The sequence below is a fragment of the Acinetobacter sp. TWP2-2-3 genome (assembly GCF_049896445.1).
Lineage (GTDB): Bacteria > Pseudomonadota > Gammaproteobacteria > Pseudomonadales > Moraxellaceae > Acinetobacter.
Genome location: NZ_JAFCUI010000002.1, coordinates 339,217 through 364,308, shown reverse-complemented (window position 1 = coordinate 364,308; position 25,092 = coordinate 339,217). Strand labels below are relative to the sequence as shown.

The 25,092-nt window shown below is 42.4% G+C and carries 20 protein-coding genes and 1 pseudogene; 13 read left to right on the top strand and 8 right to left on the bottom strand.

The features are described 5' to 3' along the window. Positions 1-58 precede the first annotated feature (58 nt). Both ACP7AK_RS05135 and ACP7AK_RS05130 read left to right on the top strand, forming a co-directional pair. Complete coding sequence (locus tag ACP7AK_RS05135; protein ID WP_085064150.1) at positions 59-529, top strand: MarR family winged helix-turn-helix transcriptional regulator; 471 nt, start codon at positions 59-61, stop codon at positions 527-529. 285 nt (positions 530-814) lie between these two features. Further along, positions 815-1,423, top strand: a pseudogene (locus ACP7AK_RS05130) (hypothetical protein). Positions 1,424-1,507: 84 nt separating this feature from the next. Here the strand turns inward: ACP7AK_RS05130 and ACP7AK_RS05125 are convergent. The 3 genes from ACP7AK_RS05125 to ACP7AK_RS05115 form a co-directional block, all read right to left on the bottom strand. Continuing rightward, positions 1,508-2,971, bottom strand: a complete 1,464-nt coding sequence (locus tag ACP7AK_RS05125) for a carotenoid oxygenase family protein (protein WP_425878904.1) — start codon at positions 2,969-2,971, stop codon at positions 1,508-1,510. Positions 2,972-3,111: 140 nt separating this feature from the next. Then, entirely contained in the window at positions 3,112-3,429 is a 318-nt protein-coding gene (locus ACP7AK_RS05120) for an NGG1p interacting factor NIF3 (protein WP_425878902.1), read from the bottom strand. A gap of 17 nt (positions 3,430-3,446) precedes the next feature. Then, complete coding sequence (locus tag ACP7AK_RS05115; RefSeq protein WP_425878900.1) at positions 3,447-4,328, bottom strand: LysR substrate-binding domain-containing protein; 882 nt, start codon at positions 4,326-4,328, stop codon at positions 3,447-3,449. Between the two features lie 170 nt (positions 4,329-4,498). Here ACP7AK_RS05115 and ACP7AK_RS05110 point away from each other — a divergent pair, with 170 nt between their 5' ends. After that, positions 4,499-6,241, top strand: coding sequence for an FAD-dependent oxidoreductase (locus ACP7AK_RS05110; RefSeq protein ID WP_425878898.1), 1,743 nt, complete (start codon positions 4,499-4,501; stop codon positions 6,239-6,241). A 42-nt stretch (positions 6,242-6,283) separates the two neighbouring features. Here ACP7AK_RS05110 and ACP7AK_RS05105 read toward each other — a convergent pair whose 3' ends face one another. The 3 genes from ACP7AK_RS05105 to purL all read right to left on the bottom strand — a co-directional run bounded on the left by ACP7AK_RS05105 (position 6,284) and on the right by purL (position 11,393). After that, entirely contained in the window at positions 6,284-6,409 is a 126-nt protein-coding gene (locus tag ACP7AK_RS05105; RefSeq protein ID WP_004645654.1) for a KGW motif small protein, read from the bottom strand. 286 nt (positions 6,410-6,695) lie between these two features. Beyond that, a complete protein-coding gene (locus ACP7AK_RS05100) occupies positions 6,696-7,439 on the bottom strand; it encodes an abortive infection family protein (RefSeq protein WP_005097594.1) in 744 nt (247 codons plus the stop codon). Positions 7,440-7,559: 120 nt separating this feature from the next. Further along, positions 7,560-11,393 (bottom strand): phosphoribosylformylglycinamidine synthase, encoded by a 3,834-nt coding sequence (gene purL, locus ACP7AK_RS05095; protein WP_005252422.1) that lies wholly within the window; start codon positions 11,391-11,393, stop codon positions 7,560-7,562. 1,305 nt (positions 11,394-12,698) lie between these two features. Between purL and ACP7AK_RS05090 the strand changes: the two genes are divergently transcribed. The 5 genes from ACP7AK_RS05090 (at position 12,699) to ruvB (ending at position 18,072) form a co-directional block, all read left to right on the top strand. Continuing rightward, complete coding sequence (locus ACP7AK_RS05090) at positions 12,699-14,336, top strand: sodium:solute symporter family transporter (RefSeq protein WP_004279102.1); 1,638 nt, start codon at positions 12,699-12,701, stop codon at positions 14,334-14,336. An 11-nt stretch (positions 14,337-14,347) separates the two neighbouring features. Continuing rightward, entirely contained in the window at positions 14,348-14,479 is a 132-nt protein-coding gene (locus ACP7AK_RS05085; RefSeq protein WP_004645659.1) for a putative transporter small subunit, read from the top strand. A gap of 195 nt (positions 14,480-14,674) precedes the next feature. Next, on the top strand, positions 14,675-16,015 hold the full coding sequence (locus ACP7AK_RS05080) for a deoxyguanosinetriphosphate triphosphohydrolase (RefSeq protein WP_005103835.1): 1,341 nt from the start codon (positions 14,675-14,677) through the stop codon (positions 16,013-16,015). Positions 16,016-16,132: 117 nt separating this feature from the next. Continuing rightward, entirely contained in the window at positions 16,133-16,735 is a 603-nt protein-coding gene (ruvA, locus tag ACP7AK_RS05075) for a Holliday junction branch migration protein RuvA (RefSeq protein WP_004645662.1), read from the top strand. A 335-nt stretch (positions 16,736-17,070) separates the two neighbouring features. Next, the gene (gene ruvB, locus ACP7AK_RS05070; protein ID WP_148334615.1) at positions 17,071-18,072 is read left to right on the top strand and encodes a Holliday junction branch migration DNA helicase RuvB; all 1,002 of its coding nucleotides are present in this window, start codon (positions 17,071-17,073) and stop codon (positions 18,070-18,072) included. A 21-nt stretch (positions 18,073-18,093) separates the two neighbouring features. On the opposite strand, the gene ACP7AK_RS05065 is transcribed toward ruvB, so the two are convergent. After that, the gene (locus ACP7AK_RS05065) at positions 18,094-18,759 is read right to left on the bottom strand and encodes a hypothetical protein (protein ID WP_425878893.1); all 666 of its coding nucleotides are present in this window, start codon (positions 18,757-18,759) and stop codon (positions 18,094-18,096) included. Positions 18,760-18,900: 141 nt separating this feature from the next. Further along, entirely contained in the window at positions 18,901-20,130 is a 1,230-nt protein-coding gene (locus ACP7AK_RS05060; protein ID WP_425878891.1) for an acetamidase/formamidase family protein, read from the bottom strand. Positions 20,131-20,510: 380 nt separating this feature from the next. Here ACP7AK_RS05060 and ACP7AK_RS05055 point away from each other — a divergent pair, with 380 nt between their 5' ends. The 5 genes from ACP7AK_RS05055 (at position 20,511) to tolA (ending at position 25,051) form a co-directional block, all read left to right on the top strand. Beyond that, positions 20,511-21,854, top strand: a complete 1,344-nt coding sequence (locus tag ACP7AK_RS05055) for an amidohydrolase (RefSeq protein WP_425878968.1) — start codon at positions 20,511-20,513, stop codon at positions 21,852-21,854. A gap of 267 nt (positions 21,855-22,121) precedes the next feature. Then, positions 22,122-22,529: a tol-pal system-associated acyl-CoA thioesterase gene (gene ybgC / locus ACP7AK_RS05050; RefSeq protein WP_004645668.1), complete on the top strand. Its 408-nt coding sequence runs from the start codon at positions 22,122-22,124 to the stop codon at positions 22,527-22,529. A gap of 27 nt (positions 22,530-22,556) precedes the next feature. Then, entirely contained in the window at positions 22,557-23,255 is a 699-nt protein-coding gene (gene tolQ / locus ACP7AK_RS05045) for a protein TolQ (RefSeq protein WP_425878888.1), read from the top strand. After that, positions 23,255-23,704, top strand: coding sequence for a protein TolR (tolR, locus tag ACP7AK_RS05040; RefSeq protein WP_005103851.1), 450 nt, complete (start codon positions 23,255-23,257; stop codon positions 23,702-23,704). Before tolQ ends, tolR begins: the two co-directional genes overlap by 1 nt. Positions 23,705-23,707: 3 nt before the next feature. After that, positions 23,708-25,051 (top strand): cell envelope integrity protein TolA, encoded by a 1,344-nt coding sequence (tolA, locus tag ACP7AK_RS05035; RefSeq protein WP_425878886.1) that lies wholly within the window; start codon positions 23,708-23,710, stop codon positions 25,049-25,051. Positions 25,052-25,092: the final 41 nt, after the last annotated feature.

Below are 25,092 nucleotides of genomic sequence, written 5' to 3'. Positions count from 1 at the left end.
ATAAAATGCATTTTTTAAACAAATTAAAAAGACCCTAACATATAGAAGAGTTGAGGCCATGACAAAAAAGTACAGTAAATTTTTATCCATTCCTACAGATTTTAATTTAGAAGATTCACCCTATCATTGGATTAGTCAAGTGCATACCCAATATGTGCAAAATGTTGACTATGCCTTAAAGAAATACGGTTTAGACAATTCTCGCAGACGTATTTTGCTGGCATTAAAATTTAAAAATAGAGCGAGTATTTCTGATTTATCTGACATGTTGATTTATAAGATGTCGACCACTACTAAAATCATCTATCGCCTAAAAGATGAGGGATTAGTACATACTTATTCCTGTGAGGATGATGCACGAATTACCCGAGTATTATTAACCGAAAAAGGTCAGCAAATGATTAAAAAGATTAATGATCTTAGCGTTGTTGTACTAGAGCAATCTTTCGATGGTTTAACACCGTTGCAAATTGAAAAAATGCTACACAGTCTTAAGCATATTTTCCGCAATCTAGCTCCTTCGCATTAGTTGAATTAAAGGGAAATTAAAGTATATAAAAATTGAGTTAAAATCAGGGGAAATTATATTTTTTAAATTTCAGGAAATAATATTATAATAATTCGCATAAAAGATATCTATTTAAAATAATAGATATCTTTTATAATTAAAAAAAATAATCATCTGTTTAATTAATATTTATATAATAACAACATTTAAAAAATTAATTCAAATCATAAATTATTTTAACTAGATCAAAGCCAATTACGGAACAGCATTAAAATTTAATCTAGATTTAAACCTAGGAGCAAACTAATGAAAATAAAATATCTAGTAATCTGTGTTATCTGCTTATTAACTGGCTGTCAAGCAACGGCACCGCTTATGAAGAATAGTATCACTTTTGTTGTAGGGCCATCCGACTTTGAGCATAACTTTGTTTTTAAAAACAATTAGCCATTGTGTCGTAATTTTTATGATAGCGATGGAAATATGCCTGTAAAAAGAAAAACTAAATATTTAACTACAGATAACACTTGTAAAGTATCTCCTGAAGGTTATGTGCCTGAACAAATTATTATTGAATATGCCCCTTGGTTGACTTATGAAGAGCAAATAAAAAAAGGATATGGTGTTCCTGAAGAACTACGTTATGCTCAAGGAGAAGAGGCAGCAAAAAAAAGACTCGCTATAATGGCAGCGCAACAGGAAGGTGTAGCAAAAATCCCAGCCACAGCATGGAACCGTATTGTACTAACTCTTCCTCAAGAAGTAGAAAAATATAAGTACCAAGTTTCTGAAGGTAAAGGCAACCGTAGTCAAGGTAAAGAGATTCATTACCTCATTTCCCTGAATCCCGATGGTAGCTACGACATAAAAACCAAATTGTATTGGGTCTCAAAATATCAAGAATTCTGGAATTGAATTTCAATTGTAAGCCTATGATAAAGTCCGTTTGATTTCAGAGGTTTCTACTTATATAGATAGCTATATATACCTAACTCAAGCTCATATTGTTCTCAATTTCCGATAATCAACCCAGTTACAATGAAACCCGACGGGTACACGAACCGGTAAATGAATGGTTGCAATCGGTCCTGTCGTCATCTGCTGTGCATCCAGAATCACCACTTTGGATGGGCATCCATCTAGAGCATGAACATAAGACATGAGCCAGCCATCATTTTCAGCTTGCGCCCCTTCCCGTGCGACGAATATCACCTCTCCTGTTACCCAGTTTTCTCCAAAAGAATAGCTTTCTGAATTGCCAGTTTCCACATCATGGCTCAAAAGAGTATTGCTGCTGACATGAAAAGGATCATCAAACTCGCCAAAGGAAATAGTGTAGACATAGCGATAAGGCCGTCCGGTATAAGCTTCATTAATCTGTGGGAATTCCTGTTTCATCTCGGATAATATCGTCCGAGCCACTTTTCCAGTGCCGTGTTCAAAAATGAACCGCTCCAGCCGAATATCCTGATCTTCAATCGGTCCCTGAATCGAACTGACCAAGGCTTTGGAGTGCACCACCACATCCATAACCACATCACCAGAATCCAGCTCATAAGCATTCACGGTATGAAAAATAAAACAGGGATCAATCTCATACCAGCGAATATCAATTGCCTTACCGTCAAAAGGCAATATACCCATGCGTGCCTGCCGTTTTGGATTCCATTGATATGGCAACATTGAACCCTTTAAAGCACTGCGTACAGAAAAGTTTACATTCAGGTCCAGAATCAGCACATGAGATCTGGTAATGGCACAATCATGAATCATCGGACCATGTTTCACTGGAATGTCGACATAATGTTTCAACTTACCTTTTGAATCTATCTGCAAATAAAAAACTTTGTTCTGACTTAAAGCATCATAACAAATCGCATGAATATCGCCCGTTTCAGGATCAATATGCGGATGGGCAGTAAATGGAAAATCCTGATCATCTTCAAATAAATGATGTCGTTTTGACTCCAGTGCAGCATTCAACTCAACTGGATATGCACCCGCTTCTACCAGTGCCCAGATTTTTCCGGCAAAGTGGATGACATTGGTATTGACTGCATCCGCGACACCTCGCGTTTTACCGGGAATTTGTGGTCGATGAAGTTTTTTCTGCACACTGGCAGAACCGATATAACTGCTTTTATACCAATGTGCCTCACCACCCTTCAGTCTGAGCGCATGCAACATACCATCGCCCGTAAACCAGTGATAGTTGCGTGGGTTTTTAACATTAATAGGATTTGGACCAATCCGCATTAATGCGCCATCCAGTTCTGCAGGAATTTGCCCTTCAACCTTTAAATTTGTGGAAAAGTGTTCCTGCCGCTCTGGTGCAAATATACCTTCCAGATAGGGATTATCCGGTGAATATGGAATGCGCTGATGCAGGATTTCTGTACCGTACTGGATAGATTTGCTGAGAGTATTCTTAAGCACGCTGCTCAGCGGTTTTGGCCACGGCATTGTTATTTTCCTTATTATATTTTTTCTTTGGATTATTCTGGCAGAGATGATAATAACAAAAACAGGTTGGATGGTTTCTGAATCTAGACTAACGGCGCGCCAAGTCAAACGCGCCGCAGCAGAGCATCAATTTTATAATTTTAGACTTTGATATCCAGAAGTTGAATAAACTCAAAAGCTGGCTCTTCATAAGGATGGCTTTCTTTTAAGGCTTTAGCGACCTCGACTGCCTTTTCATCTGGCACCAGAATTTCTACCCGCCATTCTTCTACCTGCTCCAGTTGACCGACTTCACCAATATGAGGATCTGCACCTTCTTGCGGCTTAAACTGTCCAGTTCCCAAAACCTGCCAGGCGCAGTTCGTATACTCACCAATGCCACCCGCTCCTGTTGCAAACACTGCATTTTTAGTGTCTTCCAGATTTTCGTCCGGTACGTAATAAATCAGCTTTAACATATATTCCTTCCTGAAATTCAGATATTTATTGTATTTTTAAGGGCTTGGGTAATTATCTTCAATGCAGGATTTTGAGAATTCTTGTTAAATGTTGCATACAAGCCTAGTTTTGGGAGCACCTGATCCGTCTGGATGATTTTCACATGATCATTCAAAAATCTCAGTAAATACTCAGGAGTAAAACTAAAACCCATTCCCATATTGGTCAGATTGATGTGTTGCAATACATTGGTCACCCACAGTAGCTGTTCATGTTCGAGCTGATCAATATCAAGCAGCTGATCCAGCTTTTCATAAAACACGGGTGTTGCATTCTGCTCACACATAATCATATTGTGATTTTTCAGTTCCTGTAATTTCAGGATTCGATCTGTAGGATGTAAATGCTGAGCGGCAACCAGATAAATTTGCTCGGTTAATAAATGAATATTGTCAAAATCTGGATGATCGAGATGAAAACGGGTAATACATAAATCCAGTTCAGCATTTTTTAGCCGCTGAATCTGTTCCATACAGGTCAGGCTATGCAGATGTATTTTCAAGTCCGGCATGGTTTTTTTAAGCTGGGCCAGAATCTGAGGCATCACTTTGATTTCTGCCACGTTTAAAAAGCCAATATGAATCTGGTTATTTTTCTGCTGTGCAACCTGACGTGCTGCTGCCACCGCCAGCTTGGCATTTTCCAGTGCTTTTTCGGCATAGACCTGAAAAGCCCGTCCTTCATCGGTGAGTTTGACTTTTCTGGATGAACGATCAAACAGGACAACGCCTACTTCCTGTTCCAGATCCTTAATTTGCTGGCTTAATGACGGCTGGGCAGTAAACAGCTTTTCGGCGGCCTTGGTAAAACTTTGTTGCTGCGCCACGGTGATAAAATAGCGTAAATGTCGAAGTTCCATAGCCTGCCCGGTTTCTGATCAGGTCAGCATCTTAAGATTATGACCCACGTATTGCAAATAAGAATAGGTCGATAGTTTATATGAATATCGCTATATCAACAGATCCTGTTTTACTAGACTGCCTGATCATATAGATAGCTTGTTCTTCACGCATATACATGGAGTCTTGTATGACACAACACTATGACACTGATGTTCTGATCATTGGTACCGGTCCTGCAGGTTCAACATTAGGTCTGACCTTAGCCAATTATGGCATCAAGGTACAACTGTTTACCCAGTTTAGCTGGCTGGCCAATAGTCCACGTGCCCATATTACCAATCAACGTGCCATGGAAGTATTACGTGATTTAGGTATTGAAGAACAGGTTAAAGAGATTGCAACACCATGGGAACAGATGGGTGAAAGCCTGATTACCACCAGTCTGGTCGGCGAAGAAATCGCCCGTTTAAGTGCATGGGGTACCGGTGATGAACGTCATGGTGACTATATCCAAGGCAGTCCATGTCCATTAGTCGATCTGATTCAGCCAAAAATGGAAGCTTTACTGGTGAAAAATGCCGGTGAACGTGGTGCAATTTATAACTTCAATACTGAATACCTGTCACATGTGCAGGACGAAGATGGCGTGACTGCTACTTTCCTGAACCGCATTACCAATACTGAATTTAGCTTAAGAGCAAAATATCTGGTGGGTATGGATGGTGCTAAATCTCGTGCATTGGAACAGCTCGGCTTGCCACTGGAAGGCGTGATGGCACGTGCCGGTACCGTCTATGTGACCTTTAAAGCTGATCTTTCTCAATACGTTCAGCACCGTCCTGCGATTCTGCAATGGATCGTGAATCCTGAAGCCAGCTTTGGCGATCTCGGTATGGGATTGTTACGTGCCATTACGCCATGGAATGAATGGATCATGGGTTGGGGCTTTGACATTTCCAAAGGCGAACCACAAGTGACTGAAGAACAGGTCCGTGCCCGCCTGAATGCTTTTGTTGGTACTGAAGTCGAAGAAGTTGAAATCCAGAAATTATCGTACTGGTATGTGAACCAGACCTGGGCCACTGAATATTCTAAAGGTCGAGTGTTATGTGGTGGTGATGCAGTACACCGTCATCCACCATCGAGTGGCCTAGGTTCAAATACCTGCATGCAGGATGCCTTTAATCTAGGCTGGAAACTGGCATACGCGGTAAAAGGCTGGGCTGCACCTTCCCTGCTGGATTCCTATACCACCGAGCGTGCACCGGTCGGCAAGCAGATTGTAGCGCGTGCGAACCAGTCACGTTTTGATTATAAATACCTGAAAGAAGTCTTTGGTTTTGATCAAGGTGTGACGACTCAGAAGCAAATGCTGGAACGTATCTTTGCGGAAGATGAGCAAGGTGCTGAAATCCGTCAAAAACTATTTGAAGCTTTGGAAATTAAAAACTTCGAATTTAATGCACAAGGTGTAGAACTGAACCAGCGATATAGCTCCAATACGGTGATTGCAGAATCCGAGCCTGAGATTTTTGAAAAAGATGAGCAGCTTTATTTACAGGCAACCACTCGCCCAGGCGCTAAAGTTCCGCATACTTGGCTGATCAATGCCAAAGGTCAAAAGCAGTCGACACTGGATATTACGGGTAAAGGTCGTTTTACCCTGCTCACAGGTTTATCCGGTAAAGGCTGGAAACAGGCGGCAGAAGCATTGGATTTGCCATATCTGGATGTGACTCAGATTGGTTCACGTGACTATCGTGATGTGTATGGAACCTGGAATGCCAAGTCTGAAATTCATGAATCTGGTGCAGTACTGGTTTGTCCGGATGGTTATGTGGCTTGGCGTTATCAGGACAGTACCAATAAAGCTTTTGATTATGAAAATACGTTAAAGGCGGTATTGAAGCAGGTTCAATTGGTTATTTAAATTATAAAGCCACCTTAATGGTGGCTTTCTTAAAGCTGATGATCAAGAACCCTGCAGCAAGTAACTGCCCACAACGAACAATATTTGTAGTCCTACAACAATACAAAACAACATCCAGCCTTTCTGACGCATTGCCGCCTTATCCATTATTCTAAGTGTTTTAGCCATGTCATCACCTCATCTTTGAGAATTGATACTGAACCGATCTATTCCATCTTTCTTTTATAGTGCAATAAAGTTGTGCATAAAACATACCATAGCACTTTATATACAATATAAAAGCAAAATCTAAACCAACTCAGCAGGAAGAAAAAAAATTAAAAAATCAGAATGCTTAAAAAGCAAAAATCCACCAAATTGGTGGTTGAATAATCCTATGTTAGTGAATTTATTTTAATTTTTCCATACAGTAAAATTAACATACTATTTAAAAACAATATTTATAATAAAAAATTCATTCACCTTGTTTTAATTTCCAAGATGAGAATAAAAACACGGACATTGTACCAGCCAAATTCACTGCTAATTCTGCATGTCTTGGAGAAGGTTTAAAGTTTATTTTACCTTGCCCATGAGCATCACCCACTTTATTTCTCAATGATCCTAAACCTTCAATGATGGAACTACATCCTCCGAGAATTTGTTTGAAAGTCTGCTCCGTATGTTGAGATGGAGCAAGGTTTAATTCTTTACTCACCAATCTATACAGTTGATTTATATCTGGAGCATTGCCATAACCGACTTCGTATTCATCAAGAATATATTTGCAGGTCGATTCTAAAAGTGTTCGAGCTAATGTAATCGCACCTTCGGGATCTGTACTTCTTCGCTCTAATGCTTTCTGCCATATTTGATGTATATAATCCGAGCTTAATTCAGCAATCTTCAACTGTACTACCTGATCCAATGGAGGAACATCTAGACTTTCTAATACATTAAAGAATTCTTTAAATTCCGAATAAATATAATTTTCACGTTCAGCGTAAGATTCAAAATCCCACTTAATCCTAGCTTCAAATTCATCTAATGTGCGTGTGTCTTTAATAAAAAATGGAATATATTCATAAAAGTTTTTAAATGTCAGTAACTCTTGTCTAAGCTGCATAAATGCCTCTGAAGAACCTTTTTCATAAGTATCAGTAGCTCTAGCTATTAGCAATTCTTGTAAAAGTAAAACTTTTTCAATTAAATCGGACATTTGAGGACTCTTTATTCATTTTTTAATCTTTTTCAATTCTATATCTAATCACCTATAAATCTATAATTTGCTTATTAAAAAAGCCCCTTTCGGGGCTTTTTTAATTCTTGATTATATCAATTAGCCAATAAATTTACGTGCATTACGGAACATACGTAACCAAGCACCGTCTTGATCCCAGTCTTCTGGTTTCCAGGAATGCTGGAGCGCGCGGAAGTTACGTTCAGGGTGCGGCATCATAATCGTTGCACGGCCATCCTGAGAGGTTACACCGGTAATACCTTCCGGTGAACCATTCGGGTTCAACGGATATTGTTCAGTTGCATTGCCATGGCTGTCGACATAACGTAGAACCACCTGATTCGATGCATTCAGTGCAGCAAAGTTTTCCGCCGTTGCAACTGCACGACCTTCACCATGCGCCACAGCGATCGGCAGAATCGAACCTTGCATGTCTTGTAACAATACTGAATTCGATTTTTCCACACGAACGTTCACTGCTCGCGCTTCAAATACTTCAGACGTATTGCGATGGAAACGTGGCCAAGCATCCGCACCCGGAATTAATGGAGCCAATTGAGACAACATTTGACAACCATTACAGATACCGAGCGAGAAGGTTTCTTGACGGTTGAAGAATTTCTCAAACTGGTCACGCAATTTAGCATTGAACAATACGGATTTCGCCCAGCCCCCACCAGCGCCCATCACGTCACCATACGAGAAGCCACCACACGTTACCAAACCTTCGAAATCATCCAGGCTGATACGACCTGCCAGCAAGTCACTCATGTGGACGTCAACGGTATTGAAACCGACTTTGTCGAAAGCTGCCGCCATTTCAATATGACCATTCACACCCTGCTCACGCAGAATTGCCATATTTGGACGACGCAAGTTAATGAAAGGTGCTTCAATCACTTCATTCAAATCGAATGTTGGTTGGGCGATAATACCTTTGTGTGCTTTATCGGTAATTAAGGCAAATTCCTGATCTGCAGTTTGTACGTTGTCACGTAGGCGCTGGATTTGATGAGAAACTTCAGTCCATGCCACTTGCAGATCAGCACGTTCAAGTACCAAACCATTTACAGATAACTGATCAGAATTATTTACAGTACCCACCACTGCAATTGCATCTTTAAGCGTAGAGGCTGCAACTTCAGCTTGTAGTGCTTCCCAATCTGCTTTCGAGATTTGCAGCACTGCACCAATTTCTTCAGCGAACAATGAAGCAACAGATTGATCTTCAAGTGCGACACCAAGACGTGAAGCGAACATCATTTCTGCAACAGTTGCCAATAAACCACCATCACCGATGTCATGATACGCTTTGATTAAGCCACGGTTGTTCCAGTCTTGAACCAATGCGAAAAATGCTTTGAAGTCATCGAAACTGTCGACATCAGGCGTCACTGAACCGATTGCTTTATACACCTGCGCCAGAATCGAACCACCTAGACGGAACTGACCTTTAGACAGATCAATACGAACCAGTACAGATTCAAGATCTTTTAATTCAGGAGTCAATGTTTGACGTACATCAGTCACTGGTGCAAATGCAGTGATCACACCTGACATTGGAGAAGTCACAGACTTGTCTTCACCTTCGTCATTCCAGGTGGTACGCATAGACAATGAGTCTTTACCGACCGGAATCGCGATACCGAGTGCAGGACACATTTCCATACCGATAGCTTTCACGCCTTCGAACAATGCCTGGTCTTCGCCAGGTTGACCCGCAGCAGCCATCCAGTTTGCAGACAATTTGATGTCGCTGATTTTTTCAATCTTCGCAGACATGATGTTAGAGATCGATTCAGCCACAGATAAACGTGCTGATGCAGCAGGATTCAACAACGCTACTGGAGGACGTTCACCCATTGCCATTGCTTCACCGGTGTAACCGACAAGACTTGTAGTTGTTACTGCAGCATCCGCGACAGGAACCTGCCAGCGACCCACCATCTGGTCACGCGCGACCATACCGGTAATCGAACGGTCACCAATACTGATCAGGAATGATTTAGAAGCCACTGTCGGGTTTTTCAGAACGCGATAAATCGCATCTTTTAAATCCGTAACTTTAGCCGCGTCAAAATCATCGCCTTTACGTTCAATCGTTTCATAGGAACGGCTCATACGCGGAGTACCGCCAAGCATCACCTGCATTGGCATATCCACCGGTTTGTTGCCGAACAATGGATCTTCAACGGTTAAGTGACGTGCTTCAGTCGCCTCACCCAGTACTGCAAACGGACAACGTTCACGCGCACAGATTGACTCAAATAATTCTAAAGAAGATGGACGAATCGCCAATACATAACGTTCTTGCGCTTCGTTTGACCAGATCTCCATTGGCGACATGCCAGGTTCTAAAGATGGAATCTTACGAAGATCCAGCACTGCACCTAACTCGTGATCATTCACCAGTTCAGGCATGGCATTTGATACACCACCCGCACCTACATCATGTACCGACACGATTGGGTTATGGTCTTCCATGCGCCAGCAAGTATCGATCACCTCTTGGCAACGGCGTTCCATTTCCGGGTTTTCACGTTGTACCGAAGCAAAATCAAGGTTCTCGCCCAATTTACCGCTATCTACAGAAGATGCAGCACCACCACCAAGACCGATCAGCATGGCTGGACCACCGAGTACGATCAGCAAATCGCCCGGTAAGATCGGATCTTTTTCAACGTGATCTGGACGGATATTTCCGTAACCACCAGCGATCATGATTGGCTTATGGAAACCTTTAACATCGCCATTCACGTTTTGTTCAAAGGTACGGAAGTAACCGTTTAAAGCTGGACGACCAAATTCGTTGTTAAACGCAGCACCACCAAGCGGGCCTTCAATCATGATTTGTAACGGCGATGCCATACGCGATGGTTTGCCGTAGTTTTCTTCCCAAGGCTGTTCAAAGCCCGGAATATTCAGGTTAGATACCGTGAAGCCGGTTAAACCTGCTTTAGGCTTACCACCACGACCGGTCGCACCCTCGTCACGGATTTCACCGCCTGAACCTGTCGCTGCACCGGCAAATGGTGCAATTGCTGTTGGGTGGTTGTGGGTTTCCACTTTCATCAGGATGTGAGCAGCTTGGCTCTTGTATTTATAAACCTGATGGCCGTTGTCTTCTTGGGTTGGATAAAAACGCTGGGTATCCGAACCAACAATCACTGAAGCGTTGTCTTTATAAGCCGACAATACATCTGTCGGTGATTCTTTATAGGTGTTCTTGATCATCTGGAACAACGACAATGGCTGAACTTCACCATCAATCGTCCATTCCGAACCAAAAATTTTATGACGGCAATGCTCAGAGTTGGCTTGCGCAAACATCATCAGTTCGATGTCATTCGGATTACGACCTAGCTTGATGAAAGCCTCAGTCAGGTAATCAATTTCGTCCATTGATAATGCAAAACCAAATTCATTATTGGCTTTTACCAGTGCTTCTTTACCTTCACCCAGAATATCAATCGAGTTCAGTGGTTTTGGCGCAGTTTCCACAAATAATACCGCAGCATCTTCAATCGCATTGAATACGCTTTCGGTCATACGGTCGTGAAGTACTTGCAATGCTTCTTTAGAAAGCTCTTTTACGCCCTTCAAAGTAAATAAAACGCCGCGTTCAAGTCGATGAACCGGCGTATTACAGTTTTTGAAAATGTCCGTCGCTTTAGAGGACCAAGGAGAGATGGTTCCGACGCGCGGTGTGACTAAAATCTGGATTTCATCACTTGCAGCCTGGTGCAATTCAAAAGATTGACCATCGTTGAGAAGCTGTAAAGCTGATTGCTGTTGTTGCTCGCTGAGCGCTTGGTCAAAGAGGTAGACCCATTGACTTTCAATTGATTGAACAGAACTAATTGACGTCAAACGCGATAATAGTTGAGTTTTCTTAAAAGAAGAATGTGCGGGTGCACCGGCAACGATAAACATGCTGATTTTGGCTCCACGGGATGGTCTGAACAACCATGCCACAATGTGACTTGAGAGAGCGCATATTCTACTGTGAAATAAGGAAATCGGCTAGATGCCAAATCAGAAAACTACGTCTGAAATATCCTGGACTTTTAAAATATTTCGTTTATTTTCAGTCAGGAAAATTGAATGTAGTCGCACAGGTTAACACATTTTTTTCAAGAAAAATCAAAACCGCTTCAGAATAATTTTCTGCATAAAAATTGTATTATTTTTCAACAACAATCGGGACAAAATCAAATTCAGGTTTTATTGTCATGACCTGCCAAAATTCCTATTTAGGCCAAAATGAAATACTTGATTACAAGATTTAATGAAGTCGTATTTTTTGCAGACTGTTTTTGATTCTTTTGATTGACTCTTAACTTTGACTTCTAAGATTAGAAAACTGGTTAAAGGTCTTCTGCCGTTTTCTGTACTACAAGGAACAGTTCTCCGCTGATCTCCGCCATTACAGTAACAGAGGCAAATTACTCCCCTCTATGAAAGAATAATTAATACTGAGTGGTATTTTAATCTGACATCATCTGCGGGGGAAAAACCGGACATCCATTCTCAACTTCTAAAAGAATAAAAATAAAGTTTCTTATTTGGGCCTTTTATTTTTTTATATTTGATTTTTATCTTCTCAGATCATAATTAAGCGAAATTTACTCATCTAAAAGACCAAAAAATATATCGACAAAATCCCCCACCATATCCAATATTTTGAAATTTCATCATTTATTCATGAGCTCTATTATGCGTAAAAAACACAATATAAATAGCAAAATACCACTTATATTTATGAGGAAATTTACCAGGAATTATGAGGCTTATATAAAAAAATAATGAAGAAATGATTAATAATAAAATTTTGTTACCTTTTTTATTTAATCCGTATTCTCAGGTTTTATTTAACTCGAAAAGTTTAAAATAAATATTTGTAATTGCTGAAAAAATATAGAAAATTTTCTTTTTTATTCAACTAACAGAATAACAGGCCCACACGTCTATATCAGCTAAGAATCTTACCAAATAGACACTTCATCAGTAAATTTGATGATTTTATGTTAAGCTCTAGCCGAATTGCTGAGGAATTGTCCAAATTCTGAGCCTGGCAATGGTTTTTCCTTTCTGCTGTAGAGATGAATATAAATTCTATATTCGGACACTAATTTTTTGATGTTCTATAGCTTCACTGCTCTGTCTATTTTAGAGCCTTAATCTGTCACCAATGATTTAATTTTCAAAAACAAAAGGTGACCCGCTTAAGGAGTATGTATGTTTCAATTCACTAGTACAGCAACTGTACTATTGATGGTGCTTTTCTATGGCATCACTTTTTTACTATCGTTACGTATTAAACAGAAAAATGAAAATGTTGATGGCTACATGGTCTCGAATGGCTCCATCGGATTTGGAATGTCTGCGGCCAGTATGACCGCCACCTGGATCTGGGCCGCCTCGTTTTATGCAGCAGCTTCATCCGGATATACATACGGCGTTTCCGGTGCCCTACACTATGGTTTGTGGGGTGCGCTGATGATTTTATTTATCTATCCCTTTGGCAAGCGCTTTCGTGAACTGGCGCCTAATGCCCACACCTTGGCAGAAATTATGCATGCCCGGCATGGCAACCAAAGCCAGATGATTCTGGCAGGTTCCAATATTGTGGGCAGCGTGATCAGCCTGATGGTGAACTTTACCGCCGCTGGGGCACTGGTTGAGATTTTATCTCCTTTAAGCTTTATCCATGGCGTGCTGATTACCGGTATCGGTGTGCTGTCCTATACCCTCTGGTCGGGCTTCCGTTCTTCGGTGTTTACCGATTTTGGTCAACTGGTGGCGATGATTGTCGCGGCTGTGATCATTATTCCAACCTTGTTCTTCACCTTAGGTGGACCTTCCCTGTTTCAAAGCGGGATTCATCACCTGCAGCCGGAACAGCTGGATTTTTTCTCTAAAACAGCCTTTCTGGAACAAGGTGCACCATTTTTTGTTGCCGTATTGGCCTACGCGATTGGTAATCAGACCATTGCCCAGCGCCTGTTTGCAGTCCGTGAAGACCTGATCAAACCGAGTTTTATCACTGCAACCATTGGTTATGCTGCAATTGTTATTGGTCTAGGCATGCTGGGGTTATTGGCACTATTTGCAGGTATTCAGCCCATTGATGGCAACCTGAATAACCTGATTCCGCAAATGGCAGCGACTTATCTTTCTCCATTTATGGTCGCGCTGTTATTCATCATGGTGATTGGAGCATTGTCTTCTACCGCTGACTCGGATCTGTCTGCCCTGTCTGCGATTGTCATGACGGACATTTATGGCAAACAGATTGCGAAAAACAGCCCTGATCCAAAGAAAATGCTATTCATTGGCCGTATGACCATGATCGTTGCCACCATGCTTGGAATTGTGATTGCCACCTTAAAGTTTGACATTTTGTCGATGCTGATTTTTGTGGGTGCGCTTTGGGGCTCTATTGTATTCCCGGTAATTGTTAGTCTGTATTGGGACAAGGTGAATGCCCGGGCCTTTAACTGGTCAGTGGGCCTCGCATTTTTCAGCTTTCTGATAGTACGTTTTGAATGGCTTCCGATTCAGGGATTGATCGCACTTGGCTTTGAACTCGTTGCGACCCTGGGGATTGGTGTGGTGCTGGGTCTGATGACCTTTGGTTTCTTTGGCAAGAAAGTGGGTCTGGTCGTTGGCATATTGGCCAGTATTGGCTTCATGCCATGGACCATCGGTTTCTTGCGTGAATACGGCACCTTGTTAAGCTCACTAACAGCTTATGGCAGTAGTGCACTGGTATGTACGGTGTTGACGCTGGTCTACAGTAAAGAACGATTTGATTTTAAACAAATCAACAAGATGGTGATTGAATTTCACCAGCTATCTGAGAAAAGTAAATAAGGAGATTTCAGATGACAAGTCAATTATTGACTCTATATGTACTTTTTTGGCCTTTGGTGGCAAGCCTGGTCTTGTTCACGATTTGTCTGAATGTCTATAAAGACACACAACAGGCCAAGAAAAATGGCGAAGAGCTAATTTGATTCTTCATCCTAAACAAAAAGCAGGCTATTGAGTCTGCTTTTTATTGTTCATTTGATGATTTCGATTTTTAATTCTCAGTCTTTTCCAGCTGACTAAAATAACAATAGGGAGCATGACAATTCATGTCGCACTGCCCTAGTGCAGGAGCTAGTTTTTTGGCATGATGCAAATAGTGGATCACTGAATAATGATAAATGACTCAAATGCGTTGGTTAGAACTGCTTTCGACAGTTCGGATTGGTAGTAAAAAGCAGAGCACTGAACTGGCACGAAGCCCGTTTCATAAAGATTATGACCGTATTATTTTTTCGCAAAGCTTCCGGCAGTTAAACCGCAAAACCCAAGTCCATCCATTGACCCAGCATGATGGCATTCATACCCGTTTAACCCACTCACTGGAAGTCTCCTGTATTGGCCGTTCACTCGGTATGCTGGCTGCAGAGAAAATCAAAGATAATTTACCTGCCTGGATTTCTCCGGCTGATGTTGGCGCCATCATTCAGGCTGCCTGTCTGGCACATGATATTGGCAACCCGCCTTTTGGTCATGCCGGTGAATACGCCATTCGGGAATGGTTTGACGATGCATCACATACCGACTTTTTAAAAGATTTGAGTCCTGAACAGGAAGCCGATGTACGCCAGTTTGAAGGCAATGCCCAAGGCCTGCGCCTGCTGACCAAGATCGATTACCATCCCTATGATGGCGGCATGCGCCTGACTTATGCCACACTTGGTGCCTATCTTAAATACCCATGGCTCTCTGAGGCCATTGACCCGACTGGTAACACCCCGGCCAGTCGACGTCCAAAATTTGGTTGTTACCAGTCTGAAAAAGAGATTTTGCAGGAAATTGCTGAACAGTTGGGTTTGATTCAGCTCGGTGAATATCATTATTGTCGTCATCCGCTGACCTATCTTTTAGAAGCTGCGGATGATATCTGTTATGCCCTGATTGATCTGGAAGATGGTATTAGCCTGAATATGCTCAGTTATGCCGAAGTCGAGCCAGTTTTCCTGAACTTGCTGGGTGAATATGGCACGCCTGAAGAAATCAATCTGCCTAATACCACCTGGCAACAAAAAATTGCCGCCTTACGTGGCCGGGTCATGAAACGTCTGGTAGATGAAGTCACCACGGCCTTTGCCCGACATCAGCAGGAAATTCTAATGGGCCAACTGCAAGGCTCATTGCTGGGTTATTGCAGTGCCGACATTGAGATTGGCATTAACCGGGCCAAAGAACTGGCGCGAGACAAGATCTTCGAACATCCGCAAAAAGCCGGTCTGGAAATTATCGCGCATCAAAGTTTACAAACGATTCTGGATGCCTTTATTCCACTGACCACGCCGCACAAAACTTTAAGCTTTAAAGAACAGCGTTTAATGGCCATTTTAAAACGTTCGGGTGCGCAGTTTAGTGCTGATCATTATGACAACATTATGCAGGTGCTGGATATTGTCTCCAAGTTTTCTGATCATCAGGCCTATAATCTGGCGCAGGAACTGCATGGCAATAAAGCCGGGTTACTCTAATGCGAACGAACGCTTGATGATAATCTCAGCAAAATCACTGGATTTGAATGATAGAGTTTTGCCTTTATCGAAAATGCTGACTACTATGCCTGTATTAAATTTGAGTATGTATAAAAAATGATTGGATGCCTGATTGGGGAAGTGCTGGCGCTGGAAGCACCGACTGTTTTATTAAATGTGAACGGCGTAGGTTATGAGATTGATACCCCTTTAACCACTTTCTGCCAGTTGCAAAAAGGTCAGAAAATTACTCTGTGGACCCATCTGGCTGTTCGTGAAGATGCCCAGTTACTTTATGGCTTTATCAATGCGCAGGAAAAAACCATTTTCCGTACCTTATTAAAGGTGAACGGCGTTGGTCCGAAAATGGCGCTTGGTATTCTTTCCACTTTAAGTGTGGAAATGCTGATCCACACCGTTGAACATGAAGATATCAACACTCTGGTCAAAGTTCCGGGGGTGGGTAAAAAGACTGCTGAACGCCTGATGATTGAATTGCGTGACCGCTTTAAAGCCATGGCTTCAGATGCTGCACCAAGCAACTCTACTGCACCACAGATTCAGTTTATGGGCAATTCAGCCGTGGCTGAAGCGGAAGCTGCATTACAATCTCTTGGCTATAAACCAATTGAAGCGCAGAAGCTAGTTAATGCCGCCAAAGGTGAATTTACAGAAGCCAGCGATATTATCCGCGCAGCGTTGAAGTCGATGAATAAATAGAGATGATATCCAAGTTACAGGATAAAGTCTGATACGCGTAAAAGTCATTCGCAACTGTTTGAGGCAGGAGACATTTATAGTTAAATATTTCTGCGATATATTCGATAAGAATCAATATTCGACGAGTTTTGCGAATGACGGTGGTTTTGCTTACTTTTGCCGAAACAAAAGTAAGGCGAACCGCAGGTTAATACTCAGATATAAATCTGATTGGAAAGACTCTGCAAAAATTCAATTCCTCGCCTAGGCGAAAATCTTAGGATTCAGATCCATATTTGAGGCCGTGTCAAAATTACCAGCTCAAAGGATCACTAAAACATTGGTATATAAACGTTATGCAAGACCGTCTCATCAGTGGTTCTGAAAAACCCGAAGATCATTTTGATCGTGCCATCCGCCCGACTTCCCTCGATGACTATATCGGTCAGCCGGTGGTCCGCGAGCAAATGGAAATTTTCATTGGTGCAGCCCGTGGCCGTGAAGAAGCCCTCGATCACACCCTGATCTTTGGCCCACCAGGTCTGGGTAAAACGACATTGGCCAATATTATTGCCCGAGAAATGGGTGGCAATCTCAAGTCAACTTCTGGCCCGGTACTAGAACGTGCTGGTGATTTGGCAGCGATGCTAACGAATCTGGAAGAAGGCGATGTCCTGTTTATTGACGAGATTCACCGTCTTTCACCCGTGATTGAAGAAATCCTGTATCCGGCGATGGAAGATTATCAACTCGATATCATGATTGGTGAAGGCCCTGCTGCGCGCTCGATTAAACTGGATTTACCTCCATTTACCTTGGTAGCAGCCACCACACGTGCCGGTCTACTCACCTCTCCGCTGCGTGACCGTTTCGGAATCGTACAGCGTTTAGAGTTTTATTCGGTTGAAGATTTAACCCACATTGTCAAACGTTCAGCCAACTTGATGGATGTACCGATGACTGGAGATGGCGCAAAAGAAATTGCCCGTCGCTCACGAGGTACACCGCGTATTGCTAACCGATTGTTACGTCGAGTTCGTGATTACGCTCAGGTCAAAGGAACGGGGGAAATCAATCAGGATATGGCCCAACGTGCTTTGGACATGCTCAAAGTCGATAAAGATGGTTTAGACACACTCGATCGTCGTTACTTGTCAATGTTGCTTGAGCGTTTTGATGGTGGTCCTGCTGGCGTAGAAGCCTTGGCAGCAGCCATGGCAGAAGATTCTGGTACGTTGGAGGATGTCATTGAGCCTTACCTGATTCAGCAAGGTTATGTAATGCGAACTGCACGTGGTCGTATTGCCACCAATATGGCGTATTTGCAGTTTGGGATGGCACCGCCTGAGCCAAAATAGAAGTAATTTAAAAAAAGCAGCTTAGGCTGCTTTTTTCATACAGTTAATTAAGTTCCTTTCTAAATCATATTTAATTTTCTTGCTGTCTATAAATAAATCCTGAACATTTTTAAAAGAATTCGTACTGTTAATTTCTTTAACTAATGAAAATATTCGGGTTTCAATTTCATCAATTTTATTTATTAAATCAGCATCAACTTCCAATAAATTCAATGAAAATGAAAGTTCAGCAATATTTAACCTAATTTGCTCAAATATTTCGTCTAAAAGCACTATTTCAGAACAAGCCCATGAATCGGCATCATACTTATACGCATTATTTTTTTGCTTTTCTTGCAAAATATACTGATTAATCATCCCATATTTATAGGACCAATTACTAAGTAGAAGAACTAATTTAGATGAATTTTCAGAAACTTTATCTAATCCTTTTTTGATAAATGCTATATGAATTTCTAGCATTCTCTGGGATTCTTGGCTGTTAATAAGTTTCTGATTAGATATAATTTGAGTCTCTGTTGACTTTCTTACAATATATACTGTTATTAAAAACCCTATAAAACTAATTATACCTGATACAAAAATTGAAGCTGCCACTACCCAATCTGTCGAATGTTGCACATCTAAATACACTTTCTGATCTTTTGGCTGCTGTAAAACCACAGCTTGAGTTTGTTGTTCTTGCACGTTTCCCCACATATTTTAATTTGATTATTTATTTCTTACATACTAAACAGTTTCAGCCGCTTACAAAAGAAAAAGCCAACTGACCATGTCTAAATCAGTTGGCAAAAGCACAAACCTATTTTTCTAAGTTTTATTCAAAAATTATTTCGCGTCTTTTTTAAACTCCTTAAAATCCGCTTTACGAATCATGGCATGAATACCTTTGGTTCGATCGACCACTTGTGACACTTCAAAGTCAGTCGCAGCACTTAAGTAGGCATAAGCAATTTCTTCAGAAATGCCATATTCATTGACCAGAAAACGGATCGCTTCACGGGTGGATTTACGCATGGCTTCATCTAAGTCTTCATCCAGACCCGGCGTAATCCAGAATTCAGCATTTTCAGCCAGCGGCTGTTTAATCTCTGCACCTGGAATTTTATCCTTGCCAGATTTAAGTAAAGTGAATTTTAAAGTCGCACGTGCCGAACCTTCCAAGGCAGTTAAAGCCACCTCACCATCACCTTGTACAAAGTGACTATCACCTGTATAGAACAAAGCACCTGGCACCTGTACAGGATAATAGGCCGTAGCCCCTGCTCCTAATTCATTGATGTCGATATTCCCGCCATAAAATGATGGTGGCACAGAATGCACAGGCTCGCTGGTATTTGGTGCAACACCCATCGTGCCCATAAACGGATTAAGCGGGAAACGAATCGCTTTACCAGATTCAGTTTTTAAAACGCCTTCCCATACGCCATCAGCATTTTTCTCAATTGGGGTAAAAATGGACACATTGCCATAAGCCTCAGGATTGGCTGGAGATGCATGCTCATGTTTCTGACATTTCGGGAATTCGGGTAAAGTACCTTTGCCATGACGGTTTGAAATCACGCCATAAGGTACACGCGGTTCAACTTTTAAAATCTCCACCTTTAGAATATCGCCCGGCATCGCCCCTTCTACATAGACAGGCCCGGTAATAATGTGTGGTCCATCTTTATGGAAATCATGTTTTAATTTGGAATTTGTGATCAGCTTGGCTTCGTCCAATACATGTTCAGGCTTGACACCTTTTGATGTGAAATATTTCTCTGCATTGCGGCCCTGATCTTCTAGCAACCCTTCATGCGAAACTGTATCGAAAGTAACTGTGCTACCTGAAGGGATAGTCAAAACAGGTTTTGCATCTTTATTTGGCAGATAACCCCACGTAATCGTATTCAAGGTACTCGGCACATAATAATGACCTTTATATTCACCACTTTTGAGTAATGTTGGTTTATTTTCCAGCTGTTTCAGTATCTTAAACTCTTCAGCCCATAGGCTTGTCGAAATAAAACTTAAGCTTGAAGCCACTGCCAGAGATAAAGCCAAAGGTTTTAACATGTGTTTAATTTCCGTCATAAAAAATATTACGGAAGAGTGAATGCAATCTAAGTGCCAAAATTATTTGAAGAGGTTTAAAAAATCTTCACTTCATCCGAGTTATTGATATAAATGGAATCGTTTTTTCTTTTCCCCGATCCTTTTTCATGTGGTAATTTTTATCATTCTCATACCTTATAAATATAAAAAATCAATTTAGATACATATTTTTACAATGCAAAAGAACAAATAAAGCTCTTTGAGAACAGCTATTAACATCTAGAATACCTTTAAAGTATCAAAAAATACTTAGAGAGTTTTGATCGAAATTAGATCAGTATGCCATCCTAAAGAATCACTTTAACCATTTCAAATTCTTAAGGTTCTCCCGAAGTATGAATATGTATAAGCAGATATCCCTTTGTCTCCCTCTTCTTTTCTGCAGCCAATTCAGCCTGGCTGACTGGATTGATGATTCTGTACACGCTGCTGAAGCACACACCATCAAATTACGCCAGCATATCCACCAGCATCCTGAACTAGGCAACATGGAATTCAAAACCTCGGAGCTGGTCCAGAAAGAATTAAAATCCTACGGCATTGAAGTACGTAAAGGCTATGCCAAAACCGGTGTAATCGGTGTATTAAAAGGTGCAAAACCCGGCCCTGTGATGGCCTTACGTGCAGATATGGATGCCTTGCCAATTAAGGAAACAGCACCGGTGTCTTTTGCCAGCAAACAAAAAGCCATTTATCAAGGCAAAGAATCTTATGTGATGCATGCCTGTGGACATGATGCACATACTGCGATGTTATTGGGTGCAGCCAAAGTTCTGGCCGCCAATAAAGATAAAATTGCGGGGACAGTGGTATTCGTATTCCAGCCGGCTGAAGAAGGCGGTGCAGATATCGATAACTTCACTCATGGCGATCAGATTGGCTCACGCAAAATGATTGCCGACGGTGCCTTGAACAATCCAAAACCTGAAGTGATTTTCGGGATGCATGTCATGGCAGGCATGCCAAGTGGCAATATCTTCTACAAAGATGGTGCGATTTTGAATAGTGCCGATCATTTACGTATTCAGGTGAATGGCAGTCAGGTACATGGCTCCATGCCTTGGGCAGGTAAAGACCCGATTTATGCCTCTGCCCAGATGGTGACCAATTTACAAAGCCTGATCAGCCGTAAAGCCGACCTGACCAAAGGGATGGGTGTGGTCAGTATTGGCAGTATTCAGGGCGGCACTACCGGTAACGTCATTCCAGATCAGGTCAATATGGTCGGGACTATTCGTTCCAATAGTGAAGATGTACGTCAGGGCATTTTAAAAGACTTGCCGAAAATGCTGGAACACAATGCCGCAGCCAATGACGTTAAGGTGAAAGTCGAAATTGCACCTTATGCACCAGTGACCACCAATGATAAAACCTTGACTGAATTGATGCGCCCAACCTTGGCGAGCGTGCATGATGAAGATAAATTGCATGTTTTAGACAACAATGCCAGCGCCAGTGAAGATTTTGCTTATTATGGCCAGCTCATGCCATCGCTCTTCGTTTTTGTTGGTGCCACACCAGCAGATCAGGATCCGGCAAAAGCCGCACCGAATCACAACCCGAATTTCATTGTCGATGATGCGACCTTGAAAACCGGTGTCGAAAGCCATGTCCGTTTTATTCTGGACTATCCAAAAGTAGCTGAGCAGGTTCAGGCCAACTGGAAACAGAAAAATAAAGGCTAATCTTCTATTACTAAAAATGCGCGGCTCCAAGGACTCGCGCATTTTAGTATCTGCTGCTGTTTTATAAATGAGCTGTTAAGCGCTCAGTACTTCATCTTAGTGACTTCTCTCCAGATTTGACACCTTGTGCCATTGGTCTCAAGACTCACAATGCTAAACTTTGAACCGCTAAATTGCTTGACTGTTGGCAGGAATCCGGCAAACTCTAATCCCTTTCCTGCATCTAAAAACAAGCAAAAATTTCGAAAATCTGCATGGAACAAAACTATGGCGAATCACTTTGAATTCAATATCCGCGTTTATATTGAAGATACTGATGCGGGTGGCATTGTCTATCACGCCAATCATATTCGCTATATGGAACGTACCCGTACCGAATGGTTACGTGCCGCTGGAGTGAGCCATTACTGGCATCAGACAGACTACAATTTTGTGGTGCATAAAATTAATGTCAAATACATGCGTCCGATCCTGATGGATGATTTAATTACTGTTACGGCACGTGTCATTTCATGTAAAGCTTCATCATTTGTATTGCAACAAAATATTTATCGTGGTGAAATCATGCTTGCATCAGGTGAAGTTGAGTTGGCATGTATCAGTGCAGAGATGCGACCACGTCGACTCCCGGATGAAATCCGCGAACTAATTCAAAAAGAATTGGAACAAGACTAAAAAAATTTATTGGCACACGTAACAACTATGGCGACTCAGTTAGAATCATCTCTTCAAGTTTCAGATCTTATTTTACAAGCAAGCCCTGTCGTACAACTGGTGATGCTTTCTCTCCTGTTAGCCTCAATATATAGCTGGTATCTGATTGCCAGGCTCTATATGAGTTATAAAAAAGCCCAGGCCGATGATGAACATTTCCAGAAAATCTTCTGGTCTGGCGCTGAGTTAAATACTCTGTATAACAATGCACAACTCAATTCTAAACGTACCGGCCTTGAAGATATTTTCTATCAGAGTCTGGGCGAGTTCCTGAAATTGAAAAAACGCCATGCGCCAACTGCCCAGTCGATTGAAGGAACAGAGCGTATTTTGCGTGTCGGTTTAAGCCGTGACCAAGGTCATCTGGAACAAGGTCTGGGCGCTTTGGCAAGTATTGGTTCGGTCGCGCCTTATGTCGGTCTGTTCGGTACAGTCTGGGGCATCATGAACGCCTTTATTGGCCTGGCAGATGTTGATCAGGTGACTTTGGCGACGGTCGCACCCGGTATTGCCGAAGCCTTGATTGCAACTGCGATTGGTCTGTTCGCAGCCATTCCAGCTGTATTGGCTTTCAACCATTTTACGGCCAAAGGTGAAACGGTCTACTCTGACCGTGCGCTGTTTGCTGAAGAAATGGTGGCGCTATTACAACGTCAGTCTGTGGGCGTAACTCAGGACAAAGACTAATGGCGATTCAAGGTTCAGGACGCTTTCAGCGTATTAAAAAGCCACTAAAAAGTGACATGAATGTGGTGCCGTATATCGATGTCATGCTGGTACTGCTGGTAATCTTTATGGTCACTGCCCCGATGATTACCAGCGGCATTAAGGTTGACTTGCCTCAGGCCAATGGATTGCCGATCGAATCCAAGGACGCCCCCACCATCGTCACACTGAAAGAAGATGGTTCATATTATCTAGAATATAAAAATCAGGCGACTGGCCCAGTCACATTGGAAGAATTGACGCGTACGCTTGTTGATGCCCAAACCCAGGCGCAAAATGACAACAAGGTGCTGAATGTCGTAATCAATGGCCACAATACTCGTCCTTATGGCGATGTCATGGCCTTGATGTCCAGCCTGCAGGATGCTGGCCTTTCTCAAGTCGGTTTACTGACCAAGCCATTAGAATAAAGTATGAAAGACTATAAAAAGCCACCATTTCAGAAAAAAGCCATCGCACTTGGATTCACCTTAGGCATCCATGCAGTGGCTTTGGTGGGCTTACTTTATCTGGGCATGAGTAATCCCCCTGAACCGCCAAAACAGATCAAAACCGTTCTGATCAAGCCAGAAGACCTTAAACCGGTGACTCGCGAAGAAACCGAATTTGAGGAAACTGCACATAAAAATGTCGCAGAAGAAATTACCCAGACTGCTGAACCCAGTATAGAACCTGCTCCAGTGGTTCCAACGACGGCGCCTGCCACACCTCCTGCTCCACCTGCACCTAAAGTCGATACACAAAAAGCCCAGCAGGAACTGAAAGCGGCAGAGGCAGCACAAGCCAAGGCTGCGCAGCAAGCAGCGGAAGCAGCAAAACGTGCCCAAGCCGCTGAACAGGCCAAACAAGCAGCAGCCAAAGCCAAAGCGGATGCAGCGCAAAAATCAAAGGCGGAAGCCGAAGCTGCACGTCAAGCTGAACTAAATGCACAGCGCAAAGCCGATGCTGCTCAAAAAGCCAAACTGGAAGCACAGAAAAAAGCTGACTTAGCTGCCAAGCAAAAAGCGGATGCTGCCACAAAAGCCAAAGCAGAGGCTGATGCTAAACGTAAGGCTGAAGCTGCTGCTAAAGCAAAGGCAGATGCGGCAGCAAAAGCCAATAATGATGCAGCGGCGAAACGTAAAGCAGACGCTGATGCGAAAGCTAAAGCAGACGCGGCAGCCAAGGCTAAAAATGATGCAGAGGCGAAACGCAAAGCGGACGCTGATGCGAAAGCTAAAGCAGACGCGGCAGCCAAGGCTAAAAATGATGCAGAGGCGAAACGCAAAGCGGACGCTGATGCGAAAGCTAAAGCCGATGCAGCGGCTAAAGCAAAAGCCGACGCTGATGCCAAACGCAAGGCAGATGCCGATGCTAAGGCCAAATCTGATGCAGATGCCAAGCGCAAAGCAGATGCCGAAGCAAAAGCCAGAGCTGATGCAGATGCCAAAGCTTCAGCCGCGAAACAGGCTGCTGAAGAAGCTGCACAGAAAAAAGCGGAATCAAAACGGATTGCATCCACTGCGAAGCGCGATTTTGAAAACAAAATCAAACGCGCCTGGGATACACCAGTCGGATCATCAGGCCAGCGTGCCACTGCACGTGTAACCCTGAATGATAATGGCGGTGTGGTCTCGGTCATTGTGAATTCAAGTGATTCAGACATGAAAGCCAGTGTAGAAGCTGCAGTCCGTGCTGCAGCACCTTATCCAATGCCATCCGATCCAGATGCACGCCGTGAAGCACGAAGCTTTACTTCAACCTTTACTGCGCAATAAAAACGGAGCCATCACATAAATAATATTGTGATGGCTTTTAT